This is a genomic window from Streptomyces xanthochromogenes (genome assembly GCF_014650455.1).
Classification (GTDB): domain Bacteria; phylum Actinomycetota; class Actinomycetes; order Streptomycetales; family Streptomycetaceae; genus Streptomyces; species Streptomyces xanthochromogenes.
Window position 1 is genome coordinate 287050 of the sequence record NZ_BMUZ01000012.1, and the last position, 15805, is coordinate 302854.

A 15805-nucleotide genomic window follows, 5' to 3' on the forward strand; every position below is an offset into this window, starting at 1 on the left:
GATGACCGACGAGGCGCAGGACTTCGACCCGGGCGGCCCCGCCGTACCGCAGACCCGCACCGCCCGCCACCGCCGGATCGTGGACATCCTCAACCGGCAGCCGGTGCGGTCCCAGAGCCAGCTCGCCAAGCTCCTCGCGGACGACGGGCTGAGCGTCACCCAGGCGACGCTCTCCCGCGACCTCGACGAGCTGGGCGCGGTGAAGATCCGCAACACCGGGGGCGAGCTGATCTACGCGGTGCCCAGCGAGGGCGGTTTCCGTACGCCGAAGGCGCCGCTCGGCGAGTCGGCGAAGGAGGAGCGGATGCGCAGGCTGTCCGCGGAACTCCTCATCTCCGCGGAGGCCTCCGCCAACCTGGTGGTCCTGCGCACCCCGCCCGGCGCCGCCCAGTTCCTCGCCTCGGCCATCGACCAGGCCGAGCTGCACGACATCCTCGGCACGATCGCGGGGGACGACACGCTGATGCTGATCAGCCGCGACCCGTCGGGCGGCCAGGCCCTCGCGGACCATCTGCTGCGTCTGGCCCAGAACGACCCCCGCTGACCCCGTGGTTGGGGGTTGTGGCCCTCAACTGCCCGGCGCGCCGGGCCGGTTCAGTAGCGCGTGATCGCGGTCGGCCCTCCGGTCGTGCCGATCGCGATGTGCGGTCGGCGCACCGGGTCGGCCCAGGCGAGGATGCGGTCCATCGCCTCGGCCGGCACCGAGACGCAACCGGCCGTCGCGGCACGGCCGTTGACGTGCAGAAAGATGCCGGCCCCCCGACCGCGCACGGGCCGCGTGTAGTTGAAGCCGATGACCAGCGCCCGGGCGTACTGGCTCGCGTACGCCGTCAGGTGCTCCGACTCGCTCGCCCGGCAGTCCGCGGGCAGGCCCTCCACCCACCGGTTGTAGGCGCGGGCCTCGTTGTCCTCGCACCACCAGGACCGGTCCGTGGCGGTCCGGTAGGGATAGCGGGTGCCCGGCGGCGCGGCCGCCACCCCGAAGGCGTACGGCAGCGAGTAGAGGCCGGTCGGCGTGGTGTCGGTGCCCTGGACCCGGGACGCGCCTTCCACCAGGCCCTTCGCGCCGAACCTGGCCGGCGCCGAGCCCGCCTCCACCCAGCTTCCGTCGCGCCGGTCCCACCAGGTGAGCCGGCCCGTGGTGGCCCCGGTGCCGGGCGCCTCCGCAGTCAGGAGCTGACTGCCGCCCCCGGTGTCGGCCAGCCGCTCGGGCAGCGGCCCGGGGTCCGCGGGTGCGGCGAGCGGGAACAGCAGGGACGCCAGGAGCACGGCAACGATGCGCATGTTCCGGACCGTATGTGCCGCCGCGTCGCCCGGCCGCCCGAAGCGGCCGGAGTTGCTCCGTACGTGCGCCGCACTCCCTTCGGCCCCACCCGGCAGCGGGGCGTTGGCAGCCACCCCCGCCCGGCAGCGGGGCGTTGGCAGCCACCCCCGCCCGACAGCGGGGCGGTGGCAGCCACCCCGACAGTGAGGCGTTGACAAAACATACGGTGGATTGCATAGTTATGCCTAACGGCGAGAATGTCGCCCGGCGCGACTTCGGGTCAGCCCGACTCGTTATACGGCCGCCTCCCCGTTCCTCCGCGGCGGGGAGGCGGTCGCACATCCACTTCTGAGGAGCTTGAGCTGTGAGCAGCAACAACGGTGACGTCCGGCTCTGGGGAGCCCGGTTCGCCGACGGTCCCGCCGAAGCGCTGGCGAAGCTGTCCGCCTCGGTCCACTTCGACTGGCGGCTCGCCCCGTACGACATCGCCGGTTCGCGCGCCCACGCGCGCGTGCTCCACAAGGCGGGCCTGCTCACCGCCGACGAGCTCCAGCGCATGACCGACGGCCTGGACCAGCTGGAGGCCGATGTCGCCGACGGCTCGTTCGTCGGCACGATCGCCGACGAGGACTGCCACACCGCCCTGGAACGCGGCCTCCTGGAGCGGCTCGGCGCCGACCTCGGCGGCAAGCTGCGCGCCGGCCGGTCCCGCAACGACCAGGTCGCCACGCTCTTCCGGATGTACCTGCGTGACCACGCCCGCACCATCGGCGGCCTGATCGCCGAGCTCCAGGACGCCTTGGTCGGCCTCGCCGAGGCCCACCCGGACGTCGCGATGCCGGGCCGCACGCACCTCCAGCACGCCCAGCCGGTCCTCTTCGCCCACCATGTGCTGGCCCACGCCCAGTCCCTGTCCCGGGACGCCGAGCGGCTGCGGCAGTGGGACGAGCGGACCGCGGTCTCGCCGTACGGCTCCGGGGCGCTCGCCGGCTCCTCGCTCGGGCTCGACCCGGAGGCGGTCGCGGCCGACCTCGGGTTCGAGCACGGTTCGGTCGGCAACTCCATCGACGGCACGGCCTCGCGGGACTTCGTCGCCGAGTTCACCTTCATCACGGCGATGATCGGCGTGAACCTGTCACGGATCGCGGAGGAGATCATCATCTGGAACACGAAGGAGTTCTCCTTCGTGACCCTGCACGACGCCTTCTCGACCGGCTCGTCGATCATGCCGCAGAAGAAGAACCCGGACATCGCGGAGCTGGCGCGCGGCAAGTCGGGCCGCCTCATCGGCAACCTCACCGGCCTGATGGCCACGCTGAAGGCGCTGCCGCTCGCATACAACCGGGACCTCCAGGAGGACAAGGAGCCGGTCTTCGACTCCTGCGACCAGCTGGAGCTGCTGCTGCCCGCCTTCACCGGCATGATGGCCACGCTCACCGTCAACCGCGAGCGGATGGAGGAGCTGGCCCCGGCGGGCTTCTCGCTCGCCACCGACATCGCCGAGTGGCTGGTCAAGCGGGGCGTGCCGTTCCGGGTCGCGCACGAGGTCGCGGGCGAGTGCGTCAAGGAGTGCGAGGCGCACGGCATCGAGCTCGACCAGCTCACGGACGAGCAGTTCGCGAAGATCTCCGAGCATCTGACCCCCGACGTCCGCACGGTCCTGAACGTCAAGGGCGCACTCGCCTCCCGCGACGGCAGGGGCGGTACGGCCCCCTCGGCGGTGGCGGTCCAACTGGCCGAGGTCAAGGCCGACCTGGCGGTCCAGCACGCCTGGGCGACCGCGAAGAAGTAACCCCCCGGCGAAGGCCTGGCCCCCAGCCCCGATGAGACATTCGTGTCTCATCGGGGCTAGGCTTGTCTCATGACCGTGGACCGAGACCAGGTGCTTCGCACCGCCGCCGCCCTCCTCACCCGCAAGGCCACCGCCACCATGGACGAGGTGGCCCGCGCCGCCGGAATAGGCCGGGCCACCCTCCATCGCCACTTCGCGGGACGCGAAGCGCTGGTCAGAGCCCTCGAAGAACTCGGCATCCGCGAGCTGGAGGCCGCCCTGGACGCGGCCCGGCTCGACGCGGACGGCGCCCCCGACGCGCTGCGCCGCCTGGTCACCGAGGTCGAGCCGGTGGCGGGTCTGCTCGCCTTCCTGGTCACCGAGAACCAGCTCTTCGAAACCGAGCAGATGCACGAGGGCTGGGCCCGCATCGACGCCCGCGTCTCCGCCCTCTTCCGGCGCGGCCAGGAGCAGGGCGAGTTCCGGATCGACCTCACCCCCGCCTGGCTCACCGAGGCCCTGTACGGGCTGATCGGCTCCGGCGCCTGGGCCGTCCAGGACGGCCGGGTCGCCGCCAAGGACTTCCAGTACATGATCGTCGAGTTGCTGCTCGGCGGTGCACGACGGAGCGTGGAGAAGTGACCGCAACCGAACAGCGGGCGCCCCAGGCCATCGGCCCGATGGGCCGCTGGCTCGCGCTCGCGGTGCTCGTACTCGCCGTGCTGCTCGTCGCCGTCGACGCGACCGTGCTGGGCCTCGCCACGCCCTTCCTCAGCGAGGACCTCAAACCGACCGGCACCCAGCTGCTGTGGATCGGCGACGTCTATTCGTTCGTCATCGCCGGACTGCTCGTCTCGATGGGCAGCCTCGGCGACCGCATCGGCCGCAAGAAGCTGCTGCTCATGGGCGCCGTGGCGTTCGGCGCGGTCTCCGTGCTCAACGCGTACGCCTCCACCCCCGAGATGATGATCCTGGCCCGGGCACTGCTCGGCGTCGCGGGCGCGACCCTGATGCCGTCCACGCTCGCCCTGATCCGCAACATCTTCCACGACCCGCGCGAGCGCAGCCTCGCCGTCGGCATCTGGGGCGCCGCCGCGTCCGCGGGTGCGGCGGTCGGGCCGGTGGTCGGCGGGTTCCTCCTGGAGAACTTCTGGTGGGGCTCGGTCTTCCTCATCAACCTGCCCGTGATGGCCGTCCTGGTCCTGGTCGGCATCAAGCTGCTGCCCGAGTCCCGTGACCCGGACCCGGGCCCGTGGGACCTGATCAGCGTCGGGCTCTCCCTGGTCGGCATGGTCGCCGTGGTCTACGCGGTGAAGGAAGCCGCGGTCAACGGGTTCCGCTGGGACATCCTGGCGGCGGGCGTGCTCGGCATCGCCGCGCTGGTCTGGTTCGTACGCCGCCAGCGCACGCTCGCCTCGCCGCTCCTGGACATCCGGCTCTTCCACCACCGGGGCTTCTCGGGGGCCGTGCTCGCCGATCTGCTGACCATCCTCGGCCTGTCGGGCCTGGTGTTCTTCCTGTCCCAGTTCCTCCAACTGGTCCAGGGCCGCTCGCCGTTGCAGGCCGGGCTCATCGAACTGCCCGCCGCCGTCGGCGCGGTGGGGGCCGGACTCGCGGCCGGCACGATCGCGCGGCGCGCCTCCGTGCGCAGCGCGGTCGCCGGAGGCCTCGCGGCGGTCGGCGTCTCGCTCGCCGCGTGCGTGCTGCTCGGCGCGGAGACGCGGGTCCTCTCGCTGGGGATCGCCCTGTTCGTGGGCGGCCTCGGGGCGGGCCTCGCCTTCACGGTGACGGCCGACGTGATCCTCTCCAGCGTGCCGAAGGAGCAGGCGGGGGCGGCGTCCGCGGTCTCCGAGACCGCGTACGAACTGGGCGCGGCCCTCGGGATCGCGCTGCTCGGCTCCGTGGTGACCGGCATCTACCGGGGCTTCGAGGTCCCGGCGGGCGTCCCCGCGGACGTGGCGGCCGAGGCGCACGACTCGCTCGGCGGGGCGGTGGAGGCGTCGGCGAAGCTGCCGGCCGATCAGGCGGACGCGCTGCTGTCCGCGGCGCGGGACACCTTCACGCAGGGCTTCCAGACGGCGGCGGGGGTGGGGGCGGTGGTGCTGTTCGCCACGGCGACGGCGGCCTGGTTCCTCCTGCGCGGCCAGAAGCTCGCCGAGGGCCTGGAACACCCCTGACACCCCGAGTGCCGCACCCCTACGGCCCGGCTGTGCCTCGGCCCTGAGCGGGCTGGGGGTGCGGTCGGGGTCGCATGGGCTGGTGCCCGTGCTGTTTGGGGGCGCGGGGAACCGCGCGACCAGCCACGCACGGTGTGCGGGTGAACGATCGCCGTTCGAGCGCAGCCTGTGTGTTTTCATCTGCGGGCCGCCACGGGCCGCCACGGGCCGGTCGCGCAGTTCCCCGCGCCCCTGGCGGAGCCGGGCCGAACCCCGCGTCGGGGCAAGGGGAGTTGGGGCGCGCCTTGGCAGGGCTGCGCTCAAGGGCCTTGCGCGGACAAGAGAAATGGGCCCGACCCCCGCAGGGTCGAGCCCAAGATCCGTCAGGCAAAGGGAGTTGGGGTGCGCCCCGGTCAATGAGGGGGCTAGGCCGCCTTGGCCTTGGTGGCGTACATGTCCACGTACTCCTGGCCGGACAGCCGCATGACCTCGGCCATCACCGAATCGGTGACGGCCCGCAGCACGTACCGGTCCCGGTCCATCCCCTCGTACCGCGAGAACTCCATCGGCTCGCCGAACCGGACCGTCACCTTGCCGGGCCGCGGCATCCCCGCACCGCCCGGCTGGAGCTTGTCCGTGCCGACCATCGCGAAGGGGACGACGGGCGCGCCCGTCATCAGGGTGAGCCGGGCGACGCCCGTGCGGCCGCGGTACAGGCGGCCGTCGGGGGAGCGGGTGCCCTCCGGGTAGATGCCGAACATCCGGCCGTCCTCCAGGATGCGGCGGCCGGTCATCAGCGCCGCGACCCCGCCGTTCGCGCCGTCCCGGTCGACCGGGATCATGCCGACCCCGGTGAAGAACCACGCCATGAGGCGGCCCTTGAGCCCCTTGCCGGTGACGTACTCGTCCTTGCCGATGAAGGACACCTGCCGGTCGCACACGATGGGCAGCACGATCGAGTCGATGAACGTCACGTGGTTGCCGGCGAGGATGACTGGACCGGTGCCCGGGATGTTCTCGGCGCCTTCCACCTGTGGGCGGAACATCAGGCGCATGATCGGTCCGAGCACTGCCTTGATGAGCGCGAAGCGGGACAACGGGCCCTCCGGAGTCGTCTGGGTGGGGGTGGGATGTCTGTGCAGGTGAGGACGATACTCGCGGGCCGCCGCTGATCGCACATCGGGTTCACGAAGTGGATACGCGCTGTTGACATGTGTTCGCGCCAGGTTCGGCCCGCATTGGTCCCCGGGTACCCATAAAGCATCCCTCTCTTCAGTTCCGTCCGCCTACGCTCGACTCCCCGCTCCGGCAGGTGCGGGGACATGTGGAATTCGCCCGTGGGAACAGACGACTGAGGAGTGTTCATGACTGAGGGTGAGCGGATGAGCCCCGGACGCCGCACCGTGCTGGGAGCGGCGGGCGCGGCCGTGCTCGGCACGGCGGCCACCGGGCTCGCGGGCGCACCGGCCTCGGCCGCACAGCGCCGCGGCGGCGGGCGGGGCGGCTACCGCGACCTGCCCGTCCCGTACGTCATCGGGCACCGCGGCACCGCCGGTTACCGGCCCGAGCACACGCTCGGCTCGTACCAGCACGCCCTCGACCTCGGCGCCCATGTCATCGAGCAGGACCTGGTGCCCACCAAGGACGGACACCTCGTCTGCCGCCACGAGAACGACATCTCGGCCACCACGAACGTCTCGGACCACCCCGAGTTCGCCTCCCGCAAGGCGACCAAGACCGTCGACGGGGTCGCGATCACGGGCTGGTTCACCGAGGACTTCACGCTCGCCGAGCTGAAGACACTGCGGGCCAAGGAGCGCATCCCCGGCAACCGGCAGCACAACACCCTGTACGACGGCCGCTGGGACGTACCCACCTTCGAGGAGGTGCTGCGCTGGGCCGAGGAGCAGGGCCGCCGTCTCGGCCGCCGGATCTGGCTGCACTCCGAGACCAAGCACCCCTCCTACTTCCGCGGCATCGGGCTGCCCCTGGAGAACCGGGTCGCGACCCTGCTGCGCCGCTACGGCCGCCACCGCGCGGACGCCCCGCACTTCCTGGAATCCTTCGAGCCCAGCAGCATCCAGCGCCTGTCGCGCCTGGTCGACACGCCTTCGGTGGTCCTGCTCTCCAACGCCGGCACCAAGCCCTGGGACTTCGTGGTCGCCGGCGACCCGCGCACCGTCGACGACCTGGTCGAGCCGGCCGGCCTGAAGTGGATCGCCTCGTACGCCCAGGGCATCGGCCCCACCCTCGACCTGATCATCCCCAAGGACGCGTCGGGCCGGCTCACCAGGCCCACCACCCTGGTCCGGGACGCGCACGCGCAGGGCCTGGTGCTGCACCCGTACACGATGCGCAACGAGAACACCTTCCTGCCGGCCGACTTCCGGCGCGGCACCGACCCGAACGCCTACGGGGACGCGTTCGGGGCCTTCAAGACGTACTTCGCCACCGGCATCGACGCGGTGTTCTCGGACAACGCCGACACCGCGCTGCTCGCCGCCGCCGACTTCCGCGCGCGCTGAGTCCGTCCTCGTACGAGTGAGAAGTGCCCGCCGCGGAAACCGGCTGCCGCGGCGGGCGCGTCCCGCCCGGCATGGATCTCGTCACACAGCTCAGCCCGCTGCTCGCCGCCGAGGCCGCCGCGGAGGCGCCCGGCACCGGGGTGGACGCCGCCGACCTCGAACAGGCCGTCTGGCTCCGGCTGTTGGAGCAGCACCCGGCCGACCCCGCGCACTGGGTGCGCACCGCGGTGCGGGCCGAGGCGCGCCGCGCCCGCAGGCTGCGCCGCCAGGAGAGCCCGTACGGCAGCGCACCGGCCGCCGACCCGGACCCGGGGCCCGAACTCGCCGCGATCACCGCCGAGCGGCGCCGCGTGCTGCGTGCCGCGGTCGGCCGCACCCCGGGCAACTGCCCCCGGCTGCTGACCGCGCTGCTCTCGCCGAAGGACCCCACCTACCGGGAAATCGCAGGGGAGTTGGATATCTCACAGGGCAGCCTGGGGCCGATGCGTTCCCGTTGCCTGGGATGCCTGCGCAGAATGCTGGCGGCGGAGGTTGCCGCTCCTGAACTCGGGGGAAAGGAGCGGTAGACAATCGGGGACCAGTTGAGCGAGAGGCATGCACACATGGGCATGAGCGTGACCATCTCTGCGGCCGGCGCACAGGATGCCGAGCAGATATTGAAGCTGCAGTACCTGTGCTACCAGAGCGAGGCCGAGCTCTACGGCGACTACTCGATCGAGCCCCTGACCCAGACCCTTGAGGAGCTGCGGGCCGAACTCTCCACGGGATACGCCCTGGTGGCCCGGCTCGGCGACGAGATCATCGCCTCGGTGCGGGGCCGGGTGGACGCGTCGGGCACCGGCCGCATCGACAAGCTGATCGTGCATCCGCGGATGCAGGGGCACGGCCTGGGCGGCCGGCTTCTGGACGCCATCGAGGCGCACTGCGCGGCGGAGCTCTCCGCCAAGCGCTTCCAGCTCTTCACCGGCCACCGCAGCGAGTCGAACCTGCGCCTGTACCGACGGCACGGCTACGCGACCGTCGCCACCGAGCCGGTGAGCGCCCGCCTGTCCCTGATCACCCTCGAAAAGGACGCGGCGGCCCAGGAGTTCGTGGCGAGCGCCTGACGCCGTCCGGCGCTAGCGCTTGTTGCGCCGCAGCCAGAGCATGCCGAGGACCGGAAGGATCACCGGGATGAAGAGGTATCCCATCCCGTAGTCCGACCACACCGTGGCGTCGGGGAAGGCCGAGGCGTCCGCCAGGCTCCAGGTGCCGACGACCAGAACGAAGAGGAGCTCCGCCGCGCAGCACACCAGCGCTGCCCGGCGGGCCTTCTCGCCGCCGCGCACCAGCGAGTACGTGATGAAGCCGTACACGCAGGCCGCGATCGCGGAGAGCACGTACGCCAGCGGGGCCTTGCCGAAGTCCATGATCATCTGGACGATCGAGCGGGACGCCGCGGCCACGGTGAACACCCCGTAGAACCAGACGAGTACCCGGCCGGGCCCGGAGCCGAGCCTGTCGTTCTCGTCGGCGGGCGTGGTGTCAGTGGCGGACTCGGTCACGGTCAGCCTCCCCAGATGTCGTAGAGACGCACTTCGAGCACGGCGAGCACCACGGCACCCGCCGACACCGTCACCGAGCCCCACTTGGTCCGCTCGGAGAGCGAGAGGAATCCCGCGGCCGGGACGGCCGCGAACGCGCCGGCCAGATACGCGATGAAGATCGCGACGCCCTGTTCGGGCCGCTCGCCCCGGCCGAGCTGCACGAGCCCGACGACCAGCTGGGCCAGCGCGAGGACGGCGACCACGGCCATGCCGATGAAGTGCCAGTCCTTGGTGGGCTGGTCCCGGTATGCGGCGAAACCGCACCAGGCAGCGAGGGCGAGCGCGGCGGCGGCGACCGCGACCGTCAGGGCATCGAGCATGGGGTCGAGGGTATTACGGGTCGAAAGGCCCGATGCGCCGACCCCCACCCCCACCCGTAGGGTCGACAGACATGAAGATCCATGCCGAAGCCCTGCTGTTCGACAACGACGGAACGCTCGTCTCCTCCATGGCGTCCGTCACCCGGTGCTGGACCCGCTGGGCCCAGGAGTACGGGATCACCGCCGAGGACTTCGCGCGCGTGGAGCTGCACGGCCGCCCGGCCGGCGAGATCGTGGCCGACCTGCTGCCCGTCGACGCCGTACCGGGCGCCCTGGCCCGCATCGAGGAGTTGGAGGTCGAGGACGTCGCCGGGGGAGTGGTGCTGCTGCCCGGCACCGCGGCCCTGCTCGCCTCGCTTCCCGCGGACCGCTGGGCCGTGGTCACCTCGGCGACCGGCCGGCTCGGACAGGCCCGCCTGCACGAGGCCGGCATCCACCCCAAGCTCCTGGTCTCCGCCGACGACATCGTCCGGGGCAAGCCCGACCCCGAGCCCTTCCTGCTCGCGGCGGCCCGGCTCGGGGTCGATCCGGCCCGCTGCGTGGTGTTCGAGGACGCCCCGGCGGGGCTCGCGGCAGGGCGTGCGGCAGGCATGACGACCGTGGCCTTGACCACAACGCACCGGGCCGACGAGCTGGTCGCGGACGTGGTCGTGAAGGACCTGTCGGCCGTGTCCGCGCAGGCCACGGCGGGTGGCGTGGAGATCACCACGGCGGAGTGACCCCGTCCGCATGTCGATCCAGGGGTGTCCGGTATTCGGACATCCCTGATCGGTTCCTGACCGGTTCTGCTTTACTTGCCACATGACCACGACGAGCAGCCGCACCCTTGCGACCGAGGCGATGATGACGCCCGGTGCTCGTTGTATGTGTCGAATGTGCGCCTTCTGAGGGCCCCCGCCTGAGCCTCGCGCCCCGAAGCGAGACGGTCGGCCGTGCCCGGTTGCGTATCGAACATACGAAGCCGGCCCGCCCCCTGCGCACACCGTGCCCCCGGTATCCACCGATGAGGCCGAGCCGCGCCCGAACACGTTTGCCCCGTGCCCGGCATACCCCGCGCCGCGCACTCGACAGTGACGGAAATCCTGTGATCACCACAACGGGCCTGACCAAGGTCTACCAGTCGCGCGGACGAGATATCACCGCGCTCGACGGCGTCGACCTGCACGTCCGCGAGGGCGAGGTGTACGGCGTCATCGGCCAGAGCGGCGCCGGCAAGTCCTCCCTGATCCGCTGCGTCAACCTCCTTGAGCGCCCCACCACCGGCACGGTGACCGTCGACGGCGTCGACCTCACCGCGCTGGCCGGCCGCGGACGCCGGGCCGGCAAGGACCTGCGCCGGGCCCGCTCCCGCATCGGCATGGTCTTCCAGCACTTCAACCTGCTGTCCTCGCGCACCGTGCAGGACAACGTCGAGCTGCCCCTGGAGATCCTCGGCGTCTCCGGCAAGGAGCGCTCCCGCAAGGCGCTCGACCTGCTCGACCTCGTCGGCCTCGCCGACAAGGCCAAGGCCCACCCCGCCCAGCTCTCCGGCGGCCAGAAGCAGCGCGTCGGCATCGCCCGCGCCCTGGCCGGCGACCCCAAGGTGCTGCTCTCCGACGAGGCGACCAGCGCGCTCGACCCGGAGACCACCCGCTCGATCCTCCAGCTCCTGCGCGACCTCAACCAGCAGCTCGGCCTCACGGTCCTGCTCATCACGCACGAGATGGACGTCGTCAAGACGATCTGCGACTCGGCCGCGCTGATGCAGAAGGGCAAGATCGTCGAGTCCGGGACCGTCGGCCAACTGCTCGCCACCCCCGGCTCCCAGCTGGCCGCCGAACTCTTCCCGGTGACCGGCGCGGCCGGCGGCCCCGAGCGCACCGTCATCGACGTCACCTTCCACGGCGAGGCCGCCACCCAGCCGGTCGTCTCGCAGCTGGCACGGACGTACAACATCGACATCTCGATCCTCGGCGCGGCCATGGACACCGTGGCGGGCAAGCAGATCGGCCGGATGCGGATCGAACTGCCCGGCCGCTACGAGGAGAACGTCGTCCCGGTCGGCTTCCTGCGCGAGCAGGGCCTCCAGGTGGACGTCGTGGACGACAGCCAGGCGCTCGACCTGGTGAAGGAAGGTGCCAAGTGACCTGGTCGGAAATGCAGCCGCTGTTGTCGCAGGGCACGTACGACAGCCTCTACATGGTGCTGTGGGCGACCGTCGTCACCATCGGGCTCGGGCTGCCGCTCGGGGTGCTGCTCGTGCTCACCGACACGGGCGGGCTCCTGCAGAACCGCCCGGTGAACAAGGTCATCGGCGTGATCGTGAACATCGGCCGCTCGCTGCCGTTCATCATCCTGCTGATCGCCCTGATCCCCTTCACCACCTGGGCCGTCGGCACCTTCATCGGCCCCAGCGCCATGATCGTGCCGCTGTCCATCGGGGCCATCCCGTTCTTCGCGCGTCTGGTGGAGACCTCCGTCCGCGAGGTCGACCACGGGCTCGTCGAGGCAGTCCAGTCGATGGGCGGCGGCATCCCCACCATCGTGTGGAAGGTGCTGCTCCCCCAGGCGCTGCCCTCCCTGGTCTCCGCCATCACCACCACCGTGATCACCCTGGTCAGCTACTCCGCCCTGGCCGGAGCGGTCGGCGGCGGCGGGCTCGGCTCGGTCGCCATCACGTACGGCTACCAGCGCTTCGAGACCAACTTCATGCTCATCACGGTGGCGGTCCTGATCGCCATCGTCACCGTGGTCCAGCTGCTCGGCGACGGCGTCGTCCGCCTGATCGCCCGGCGCGGCCGGACCTCCTGAACCTCCCTCCCCACGGCCCGCACTCCTTGTCCGGGCGTCACACCGCACCACCGGAAAGAGGCACTTTTCGTGCGTAAGAACACCAAGATCACCGCTGCCGCCCTCGTCACCGGCGCCCTCGCCGTCGGCCTCACCGCCTGCGGCTCCTCCTCCGACCCGAAGCCCGCGGGCGCCAAGGCGGACGACTCCAAGGCGCTGGTCGTCGCCGCGTCCCCGACGCCGCACGCCGACATCCTCAAGTTCGTCAAGGACAACCTGGCGGCCAAGGCCGGACTCAAGCTGGAGGTGAAGGAGTTCACGGACTACGTCCTGCCCAACACCGCCACCGAGCAGGGCCAGGTCGACGCCAACTTCTTCCAGCACAAGCCCTACCTGGACGACTTCAACAAGAAGAACGGCACCCACATCGTGCCCGTCGTCAACGTGGAGCTGGAGCCGCTCGGCGTCTACTCGCACAAGGTCAAGTCGCTGAAGGACCTCACCTCCGGCCAGACCGTCGCCGTGCCCAACGACACCACCAACGAGGGCCGCGCCCTCCAACTGCTCGCCGCCAACGGCGTGATCACGCTGAAGGACGGCGCCGGCTCCGGTGCCAAGCTCTCCGACATCAAGGACAGCAAGGGCCTGAAGTTCAAGGAGCTGGAGGCGGCCACGCTGCCCCGCGCCCTCAACGACGTGGACGCCGCGGTCATCAACGGCAACTACGCGATCGAGGCGAACCTGAAGCCCGCCAAGGACTCCCTCGCCCTGGAGAAGGCGGAGGGCAACCCCTACGCCAACTTCCTCGCCGTCAAGCAGGGCAACGAGAACGACCCCCGCGTCCAGAAGCTCGCCAAGCTCCTGAACTCCGACGAGGTCAAGAAGTTCATCACCGACAAGTACGCGGGCTCCGTCGTCCCCGCGTTCGGCGCCGCCAAGTAGCGCTCCCCGTACGGCAGAACGAAGGTCCCGGACACCCCGCCAGGGGTCCGGGACCTTCGTCGTACCGCCCACCCGGCCATGCGCGCCGGGGGCCCGATGCTGCATGCTGTGCCTTTACGGTCCTTATAGGTTCACGGGCCACGGAGGTCTGAGCGCCTTCCCGGTCCCCACGGCGGTCCACGGCATGGAGCGGCACATGACAACCCCCCTTCCGGTCTTCCCGGACATCTCCATCAGCACGGACCGCCTGGTGCTGCGCCCCTTCGAGGACGCCGACGGCCCCGCGCTCATCGAGATGATGAACGACGAGCAGGTCGTCGCCTGGACCTCGGTGCCGCACCCCTACACGGCCCGCGACGCCGACGAGTGGGTCCGCCGGCTCGCCCCGCGCGAGCGCACCGAGGGCCGAGGAATCGTTTGGGCGCTCACCGAGTTCCTCACCCAGCGCCTGGTCGGCATCGTCCACCTCCAGAACACCAACTGGCGCACCCTGGCCACCGAGGTCGGCTACGTCGTGGCGCCCTGGGCCCGTGGTGAGGGCTATGCGACCGAGGGCGTGCTCGCCGCCGCCCAATGGCTGTTCGGGGACCAGCACTTCGAGCGCCTCGAACTGCGCACCGCCGCCGACAACACCGCATCCCAGCAGGTCGCGCAGAAGATCGGCTGCATCAGCGAGGGCGTCCTGCGGAACGCCTGGATAGCGCGTACGCAGACGGAGGACGGCGGCTGGACGGACATCCGCACCGACCTCATCGTGTGGAGCCTGCTCCCCGAAGACCTCGACGGGGTCGCCGACCAGCTCGCCGACGCCGGATACGCCTCCTACACCGACTGGAACTGAATCCCGGGCCGACGACCGGAACGGAAATCCGGAGCTACCCTCAAGTCCGTACCCGGCACACATCCGCCGACCCGACCAGCCACACCCCCTGGAGTCTGACGAAGATGGCCGACCGCGTCACAGTGATCGGCTGGGACGGTTCGCCCCTCACCCCCGCGGCCACCTCCGCCCTCTCCGCGGCCACCCTGGTGGCCGGCGCCGCCCACCACCTCGCACTCCCCGAAGTACCGGCCGCCGCCGAGCGCATCCGGCTCGGCAGCGTGAGCCTGGCCGCCCGACGCATCGCCGGACACCGCGGCAGCGCGGTCGTCGTGGCCGACGGAGACCCCGGCTTCTTCGGCGTCGTCCGCACCCTGCGGGCCCCCGAGCACGGCCTCGAGGTCGAGGTGGTGCCCGCCGTATCGGCCGTCGCCGGAGCCTTCGCCCGGGCCGGTATGCCCTGGGACGACGCCCGGATCGTCGTCGCCCACCCCCGCACCCTGCGCCGCGCGGTCAACGTCTGCCGCGCCCACGCCAAGGTCGCCGTCCTCACCTCGCCCGGCGCCGGGCCCGCCGAGCTCGCGCTGCTCCTCGAAGGAGTGCACCGCACCTTCGTCATCTGCGAGGAACTGGGCAGCGACCGCGAACAGGTCACCGTCCTCACCTCCGAGAACGCCGTCGACCACGCCTGGCGCGACCCCAACGTCGTCATCGTCCTCGGCGGCGGCCCCGCCGGCGAGGGCGACGGCTGGCTCGCCGCGCCCACGCCCGGCTACCCCTCCGCACCGCGCGGCTGGGCGCTGCCCGACCGCGAGTACGGCGCCGGGCTCGGCCCGGGGGAGTCCACCGACCTGCGCGCCGCCCAACTCGCCCGGCTCGGCCCGCGCGTCGGCGACCTCGTCTGGGACATCGGCTGCGGCAGCGGCGCCCTGTCCACGGAGGCGGCCCGGTTCGGCGCCGCCGTCATCGCCGTCGACACCGACGCGGAGGCCTGCTCGCGCACCGAGTCCGCCGCCCGCCGCTTCGGCGTCCAGGTCCAGGTCGTCCGCGGCCGGGCCCCGCACGTCCTGGAATCGCTGCCCGAGCCCGACGTCGTACGCGTCGGGGGAGGCGGCGCGGCCGTGGTGGAGGCGTGCGCCGATCGCAGGCCGGAGCGCATCGTGACGCACGCGGCCACCCGGGACGAGGCGGAGGCCGTGGGAGCCGCGCTGAGCGCCGGCGGATACGAGGTCGAGTGCGCGCTCCTCCAATCGGTCGACCTCGACACGAGCGCCTGGTCGGAGCGCGAACGCTCGGTCGTCTTCCTGCTCTCCGGAAGGCGGAAAGAAAGATCCCTGTGACTTTTCCGGCGCGTCGCGGGGGGTAGGCTGGCCGATCGTTGTACCGCACCCGGCCGTTCGGCACCCAGCTCGCCAAGGGCCGGAAAAGGGGCCCGCATTGGGATCCGTTCGCGGTACGGCACATCCGGGGGACGCGCAACGTGGCGCAGCCCACACGGCCCGTGGCCGCGACCGACCGCCACGGCGGCGGGGGCCCGCGACAATGCATGGTGTCGTTGATGCCTGCGGGCCGTCCGCAACCGCGCGGCGCACCCGTTCCGAGCGACGGGCGACGCACGCGTCCCGCGTGTGCGGCCCCGGGCGCAGGCAGAT

17 protein-coding genes are annotated in these 15805 nt (G+C 71.5%); 13 read left to right on the forward strand and 4 right to left on the reverse strand.

Annotation, left to right across the window (positions count from 1 at the left end; all coding sequences use genetic code 11):
* Position 1: 1 nt before the first annotated feature.
* Positions 2 to 544 carry an arginine repressor gene (locus IE267_RS29445; protein WP_161246062.1) on the forward strand — a complete coding sequence of 181 codons (543 nt, stop codon included), beginning with the start codon at positions 2 to 4 and terminating at the stop codon, positions 542 to 544.
* Positions 545 to 594: 50 nt separating this feature from the next.
* Here the strand turns inward: IE267_RS29445 and IE267_RS29450 are convergent, their stop codons facing one another.
* Complete coding sequence (locus tag IE267_RS29450; protein WP_167154810.1) at positions 595 to 1284, reverse strand: L,D-transpeptidase family protein; 690 nt, start codon at positions 1282 to 1284, stop codon at positions 595 to 597.
* 344 nt (positions 1285 to 1628) lie between these two features.
* Between IE267_RS29450 and argH the strand changes: the two genes are divergently transcribed.
* The 3 genes from argH to IE267_RS29465 all read left to right on the forward strand — a co-directional run bounded on the left by argH (position 1629) and on the right by IE267_RS29465 (position 5212).
* Positions 1629 to 3056: an argininosuccinate lyase gene (gene argH / locus IE267_RS29455; RefSeq protein WP_167154814.1), complete on the forward strand. Its 1428-nt coding sequence runs from the start codon at positions 1629 to 1631 to the stop codon at positions 3054 to 3056.
* A 69-nt stretch (positions 3057 to 3125) separates the two neighbouring features.
* Positions 3126 to 3677, forward strand: a complete 552-nt coding sequence (locus tag IE267_RS29460) for a TetR/AcrR family transcriptional regulator (protein ID WP_189765313.1) — start codon at positions 3126 to 3128, stop codon at positions 3675 to 3677.
* A 38-nt stretch (positions 3678 to 3715) separates the two neighbouring features.
* Positions 3716 to 5212, forward strand: a complete 1497-nt coding sequence (locus tag IE267_RS29465) for an MFS transporter (protein ID WP_189765355.1) — start codon at positions 3716 to 3718, stop codon at positions 5210 to 5212.
* Positions 5213 to 5616: 404 nt separating this feature from the next.
* Here IE267_RS29465 and IE267_RS29470 read toward each other — a convergent pair whose 3' ends face one another.
* Positions 5617 to 6237, reverse strand: coding sequence for a lysophospholipid acyltransferase family protein (locus IE267_RS29470; protein ID WP_229861483.1), 621 nt, complete (start codon positions 6235 to 6237; stop codon positions 5617 to 5619).
* A gap of 318 nt (positions 6238 to 6555) precedes the next feature.
* On the opposite strand from IE267_RS29470, the gene IE267_RS29475 reads away from it, so the two are divergent.
* The 3 genes from IE267_RS29475 (at position 6556) to IE267_RS29485 (ending at position 8822) form a co-directional block, all read left to right on the forward strand.
* Complete coding sequence (locus IE267_RS29475; RefSeq protein WP_189765314.1) at positions 6556 to 7716, forward strand: glycerophosphodiester phosphodiesterase; 1161 nt, start codon at positions 6556 to 6558, stop codon at positions 7714 to 7716.
* Between the two features lie 71 nt (positions 7717 to 7787).
* Entirely contained in the window at positions 7788 to 8282 is a 495-nt protein-coding gene (locus IE267_RS29480; RefSeq protein ID WP_167156416.1) for a sigma-70 RNA polymerase sigma factor region 4 domain-containing protein, read from the forward strand.
* 36 nt (positions 8283 to 8318) lie between these two features.
* The gene (locus IE267_RS29485) at positions 8319 to 8822 is read left to right on the forward strand and encodes a GNAT family N-acetyltransferase (protein WP_161256393.1); all 504 of its coding nucleotides are present in this window, start codon (positions 8319 to 8321) and stop codon (positions 8820 to 8822) included.
* Positions 8823 to 8834: 12 nt separating this feature from the next.
* Here the strand turns inward: IE267_RS29485 and IE267_RS29490 are convergent, their stop codons facing one another.
* Together IE267_RS29490 and IE267_RS29495 are read right to left on the reverse strand one after the other, a co-directional pair.
* Complete coding sequence (locus tag IE267_RS29490) at positions 8835 to 9260, reverse strand: hypothetical protein (RefSeq protein ID WP_189765315.1); 426 nt, start codon at positions 9258 to 9260, stop codon at positions 8835 to 8837.
* A gap of 2 nt (positions 9261 to 9262) precedes the next feature.
* Entirely contained in the window at positions 9263 to 9622 is a 360-nt protein-coding gene (locus IE267_RS29495; protein WP_161256366.1) for a hypothetical protein, read from the reverse strand.
* Between the two features lie 71 nt (positions 9623 to 9693).
* On the opposite strand from IE267_RS29495, the gene IE267_RS29500 reads away from it, so the two are divergent.
* The 6 genes from IE267_RS29500 to cbiE all read left to right on the forward strand — a co-directional run bounded on the left by IE267_RS29500 (position 9694) and on the right by cbiE (position 15493).
* Positions 9694 to 10341 carry an HAD-IA family hydrolase gene (locus IE267_RS29500; protein WP_189765316.1) on the forward strand — a complete coding sequence of 216 codons (648 nt, stop codon included), beginning with the start codon at positions 9694 to 9696 and terminating at the stop codon, positions 10339 to 10341.
* Between the two features lie 365 nt (positions 10342 to 10706).
* Positions 10707 to 11747, forward strand: coding sequence for a methionine ABC transporter ATP-binding protein (locus tag IE267_RS29505; RefSeq protein ID WP_161256372.1), 1041 nt, complete (start codon positions 10707 to 10709; stop codon positions 11745 to 11747).
* Complete coding sequence (locus IE267_RS29510; protein WP_167154834.1) at positions 11744 to 12412, forward strand: methionine ABC transporter permease; 669 nt, start codon at positions 11744 to 11746, stop codon at positions 12410 to 12412. The genes IE267_RS29505 and IE267_RS29510 overlap by 4 nt, the downstream gene beginning before the upstream one ends.
* A 69-nt stretch (positions 12413 to 12481) precedes the next feature.
* Entirely contained in the window at positions 12482 to 13333 is an 852-nt protein-coding gene (locus IE267_RS29515) for a MetQ/NlpA family ABC transporter substrate-binding protein (protein ID WP_167154837.1), read from the forward strand.
* Between the two features lie 184 nt (positions 13334 to 13517).
* Entirely contained in the window at positions 13518 to 14174 is a 657-nt protein-coding gene (locus tag IE267_RS29520) for a GNAT family N-acetyltransferase (protein WP_167156418.1), read from the forward strand.
* A 104-nt stretch (positions 14175 to 14278) separates the two neighbouring features.
* Positions 14279 to 15493 (forward strand): precorrin-6y C5,15-methyltransferase (decarboxylating) subunit CbiE, encoded by a 1215-nt coding sequence (cbiE, locus tag IE267_RS29525; RefSeq protein WP_167154841.1) that lies wholly within the window; start codon positions 14279 to 14281, stop codon positions 15491 to 15493.
* Positions 15494 to 15805 lie beyond the last annotated feature (312 nt).

Coding starts and splice junctions, on each gene's coding strand:
- IE267_RS29460 (WP_189765313.1), top strand. CDS start 3,126: ATGACCGTGGACCGAGACCAGGTGCTTCGCACCGCCGCCGCCCTCCTC.
- IE267_RS29520 (WP_167156418.1), top strand. CDS start 13,518: ATGGAGCGGCACATGACAACCCCCCTTCCGGTCTTCCCGGACATCTCC.
- IE267_RS29500 (WP_189765316.1), top strand. CDS start 9,694: ATGAAGATCCATGCCGAAGCCCTGCTGTTCGACAACGACGGAACGCTC.
- IE267_RS29465 (WP_189765355.1), top strand. CDS start 3,716: ATGGGCCGCTGGCTCGCGCTCGCGGTGCTCGTACTCGCCGTGCTGCTC.
- IE267_RS29450 (WP_167154810.1), bottom strand. CDS start 1,284: ATGCGCATCGTTGCCGTGCTCCTGGCGTCCCTGCTGTTCCCGCTCGCC.
- IE267_RS29445 (WP_161246062.1), top strand. CDS start 2: ATGACCGACGAGGCGCAGGACTTCGACCCGGGCGGCCCCGCCGTACCG.
- IE267_RS29475 (WP_189765314.1), top strand. CDS start 6,556: ATGACTGAGGGTGAGCGGATGAGCCCCGGACGCCGCACCGTGCTGGGA.
- cbiE (WP_167154841.1), top strand. CDS start 14,279: ATGGCCGACCGCGTCACAGTGATCGGCTGGGACGGTTCGCCCCTCACC.
- IE267_RS29470 (WP_229861483.1), bottom strand. CDS start 6,237: ATGTTCCGCCCACAGGTGGAAGGCGCCGAGAACATCCCGGGCACCGGT.
- IE267_RS29485 (WP_161256393.1), top strand. CDS start 8,319: ATGGGCATGAGCGTGACCATCTCTGCGGCCGGCGCACAGGATGCCGAG.
- IE267_RS29495 (WP_161256366.1), bottom strand. CDS start 9,622: ATGCTCGATGCCCTGACGGTCGCGGTCGCCGCCGCCGCGCTCGCCCTC.
- IE267_RS29480 (WP_167156416.1), top strand. CDS start 7,788: ATGGATCTCGTCACACAGCTCAGCCCGCTGCTCGCCGCCGAGGCCGCC.